The organism is Streptomyces sp. NPDC059564 (genome assembly GCF_042735575.1).
GTDB lineage: Bacteria > Actinomycetota > Actinomycetes > Streptomycetales > Streptomycetaceae > Streptomyces.
Genome location: NZ_JBHWBP010000512.1, coordinates 1 through 3,993, shown reverse-complemented (window position 1 = coordinate 3,993; position 3,993 = coordinate 1). Strand labels below are relative to the sequence as shown.

Here is a 3,993-nt window from a genome sequence, read left to right as displayed (position 1 = left end):
TTTTTTTATATTCCCCCCCCGGGGTACTGTGTGCGGCCGCCCCCCCCGGCCGGGGGGGCCCGGGCTATCCGGCGGGGCCACGCCGTACTCGTGCGGGCGAGCGGAACACCCCCGCCGCGGCGGAAGGTTCAGCCCCAGGGGTTGAAGGGGATGCCGGAGGGCCTGGCGCTGTTCAGCAGGTTCGGGAACCGGTCATCGGTGATCTTGATGGTGGCCGATCCGAAGTCCGCGCCCATCAGCCGGTCCCGCAGCCCGGTGCTGGGCCAGCCGTTCCAGCCGACCAACGGCGGGTACCGCCAGGCGTGGTAGTGGTTCTCCGGAGGCTCGTCGTTGCCGTTGGCGAGCCGGAAGAAGTGCGTGCCCGCACCGTCCTTGTGGTAGACGGCCTTCGGGTGCGTGCCGTCGAAGCGGACGTCGGAGCGCGGGTAGGTCTTGACGCTGCTGTGCTGGGTGGTCGACACGTACTCGACCTGGTTGGAGGCCGTGTCGACCCAGGCGATCACGTGCTCGAAGTCGTGGCGGTGGCCGCCCAGACCGCTGCCGTGCACGGCCTGGTCCTTCTCGAAGTAACTGGCGTAGACGATGGCGCACCAGCCGTTGTTGCAGGTGGCGCGCGCGTACGTCTGGGAGTTGTCGAGGTCGGACGCGTCGTGGCAACTGCCGTTGATGGCCCCGGACGTCTTCAGCCCGGGGGCGAGCGTGCCGTCGGGGCCTATGGCCGGTGTGGCGTAGCAGCCGTCGCCGTCGTAGTCGTACGCCGGGGAGAACGTCTGCTCCCAGCCGTCGGCCCGCTGCGGAAGGTTGTGCGGAGGGTCGGCGTGGGCGGCCGAGGCCGGGATCAGCAACGTCAGGGCCGTGGCGGCGAGTACGGTCCCCAGGCGGAAGCCCCCGCGCGAAGTGCGGCCGGTCCGGCGGGAGGGCGAGGGGGGCGACGCGGCGGGTGCCGTCGGCGGCGGCTGGTGCATCGTGGCCTGCTTTCGGTTCGAGTGGGTGCGATGGCACCCCGGACGTGCCCACGTCAACACCCGGCCACACCCCCACCGCGAGGTCGGGCGACTACCCCGTGCAGGACGCTGCCCTCCTCCGCACCGCCCACCGGGTGGAGCAGATCGGCCGGAACCCGTTCGGCGAGGTCGAGTACCGCGAGGGGGCGCGCGGCCAGCCGTCCTCAGCCCTCGAAGGGGATCGCGTCGGCCGGTTCCGGGAGCATCCGCGCGGTGAACTCGGGCGAGCAGCCCGGCAGGAGGCGGGCCGCGTCCTGGTCTCCGTACGCGGTGCGCAGGCGGTGGTCGAGCCGCTCGGTGACGGCGGTCCGCCGCCCGTCGCCCGGCAGGCGTGCGAGGTCGGCGCGGACGGCGGCCGGGGCGTCGTCGTAGGCGGCTTCGACCGCTTCGTCGCGCACGGGCAGCCGGCGTGCGCCCCGCAGGGCGTACCGGCGGACGACGGGATCCGGGTCGCCGAGCCGGTGCGCCAGGTACGGGAGGTCGGCGCCGGTCAGCGCCGCGAGGGCGGCGAGGGCGGCGAGCAGGTGCTCGGCTGTGTTGATCATCGCCTCCATGGTGCGGGTTCGCCCCGCCGCGGCCCTACCGGTTTTCTCCGCGGCCGGCGGCCGGCCGGACGCCCGTCGCCGCGGCGTCCGACCCGCATGGCGTGCTCAGGGCATGACTCCCCGTACCGTCCGCGGCCCGGCCGCCGGCGCGAAGGTGCTACTGCGCCGACGTCGCCGTGGGGATGTCGACGCGGGCGGCCCTGTGGGCCGGCCAGAGCGAGGCGAGCAGGGCGCCCGCCAGGGCGATGACCACGCCGAGGGCGAGGCGGCCCCAGGGGAGGACCAGGGTGTAGCCCGCGACGTTCTCCTGGAGCGTGCGGCCGAGGGCCCAGCCCAGGAAGACGCCGAGGGCCGTGCCCAGGGTCGCGCCGAGCGCGCCGAGGAGCAGGGCCTCCAGGCGGATCATGCGGGTCACACCCGCGCGGTCCACGCCGAGCGCGCGGAGGGTGCCGATCTCCTTGCCGCGTTCGAGGACGGACATCGCGAGGGTGTTGGCGATGCCCAGCGCGGCGATGGCCAGGGCCATGCTGAGCAGGGCGTAGAAGACGTTGAGCTGGTCGCCGATGTCCCCGCTGTCCTGGGCTCGGATGCCCGCCTCGTCCAGGACGGCCAGGGCCGGGTTGTCGCCGAAGGCGTGGGTGATGCCGGCGAGCGCTGCCCGGCCGGGTCCGCCGTCCGTGGCGACGAGGATCCCGGCGGTGTTCGGGGTGGAGTCGTAGCGGGCCACGAGGGAGTCGGGTGCGGTGATGCTGGGCAGCAGGTTGCTCTGCTCGTCCGCCCGGTAGACGGCGCCGATGGTGACGCTGCCGCGCCGGCCGTCCTGACGCTCCAGCGGCAGGGTCTGACCGAGGTGCCAGCCGGCCGCCTTCGCCTTGAAGTCGGCGACGGCGATCTGCCCCTTGGCGAGGGCGTCGAGCGATCCCTCGATCACGTCGTACCGCAGCAGCCGCCCGATGGTGGCCGGGTCGACGCCGGTCAGCACGGAGGGGGTGCCGGCCAGGTGGTACTCGGTGGACTGGTTGAGCGGGCTGAAGGAGGCCCGGGGCAGCTTCTTGAGGGGCGCCGCGGTGTCGGGCGTCATCCGCATGGCGCCGTCGGCGGGCTTGACCAGGTAGTCGGCGGTGAAGTCGTGGGTGGTCGCGCGGTCGAGGTACTGGGCGGCGGAGGCCCCGAGGACGGACAGCCCCGAGGCGAGGGTGAGGGCGATGGCGAGCGCGGCGGCGGTGGCTCCGGTACGGCGCGGGTCGCGCACGGTGTTGCGGGCGGCGAGGGTGCCGTGCACCGGGTGGAGGCGGGTCAGCAGCGGCTGGAGCAGGGCGACGAACGGCCGCGCCAGCAGCGGGATCAGCACGATCGTCCCGGTCAGGGTGAGGGCCGCGCCGACGCCGATGACGGTCCGGGCGTCCTTCCCCGTGGTGAGGCCCCCGTACACCGTGGCGGTGATGCCGGTGGCCACCAGCGCGGCACCGAGTCCGGTACGCAAGGAGCCGGTGCGGGCGGGCGCCGCGGGCTCGGCGGCGCTGAGCGCGGCGACCGGCGGGATGGCCATGGCCCGGCGGATCGGCAGCCATGCGGCGACCATCGGCAGCGCGATGCCGACCAGCAGGGACGTGACCACGGTGCCCGGGGTGAGGACCAGCGGGCCGGCCGGGGAGTCGGCGGGGGCGAAGAGCGTCTGGAGCAGGGCGGCGACCCCGGTTCCGGCGGCGAGACCGGCGGCGGAGGCGGCCGCTCCGACGAGGAGGGTCTCCGTCAGCAGGATGCGGCGCACCTGCTTGCGCGAGGCGCCGACGGCCCGCATCAGGGCCAGCTCCCTGGTGCGCCGGGCGACGAGCATGGTGAAGGTGTTGGAGACGAGGAAGGTCGCGACGAACAGGGCGACCGCGGCGAAGCCCACCAGGATCTGGCTCATGGTGTCGCTGTCGGTCGTGGCGAGGTTCGCCTGGATCCGGGCGAGCTGGGCTCCGGTCGCCGCGCCGGTGCCGGGCGGCAGCGCCGCTTCGACGCGGCTGAGGAGCTGCTGCGCGTCGGTGCCGGGCGCGGCCGTGAGCTCGACGTTCTTGTAGCGGCCGGGCTGGAGGAACAGCCGCTGGGCGGTCGCGTCGGTGAACAGCGTCAGGCTGCCCCCGGCGGGGAGCTTGGTCCCGTCGGTGCGGAAGATCCCGCTGAGGGTGTACGTGGCGGCGCCCTGGTTCGTACCGATGCGCACGGTGTCACCGACGCGGTGGCCGCCCTTCGCGGCGGCGGTCTCGTCGAGGGCGATCCGGTCGTCGCGGGTCGGGCCGGAACCCTGGAGGAAGCGGTAGGCGGGGTCCACTCCGGCCGCTCCGGGGGCGAAGTTGGCGCCCTGGTGGGACGGGCCGTGACCGATGAGCCGGCCGTCGCGGTCGGCGACGGCGGCGAAGCCGTCGACCCGGCCCGCGGCGACGGCGACGCCGGGGACC

General features: G+C 74.4%; 3 protein-coding genes. All 3 read right to left on the bottom strand.

Annotation, left to right across the window (positions count from 1 at the left end; all coding sequences use genetic code 11):
- Positions 1–128: 128 nt before the first annotated feature.
- Positions 129–965, bottom strand: a complete 837-nt coding sequence (locus tag ACFV0Q_RS39240) for an NPP1 family protein (RefSeq protein WP_385012582.1) — start codon at positions 963–965, stop codon at positions 129–131.
- A gap of 203 nt (positions 966–1,168) precedes the next feature.
- Positions 1,169–1,549: a hypothetical protein gene (locus tag ACFV0Q_RS39235; protein ID WP_385012580.1), complete on the bottom strand. Its 381-nt coding sequence runs from the start codon at positions 1,547–1,549 to the stop codon at positions 1,169–1,171.
- A 157-nt stretch (positions 1,550–1,706) separates the two neighbouring features.
- Positions 1,707–3,993 (bottom strand): FtsX-like permease family protein (locus tag ACFV0Q_RS39230; RefSeq protein WP_385012578.1); only part of this gene is annotated, 2,287 nt, incomplete at its 5' end.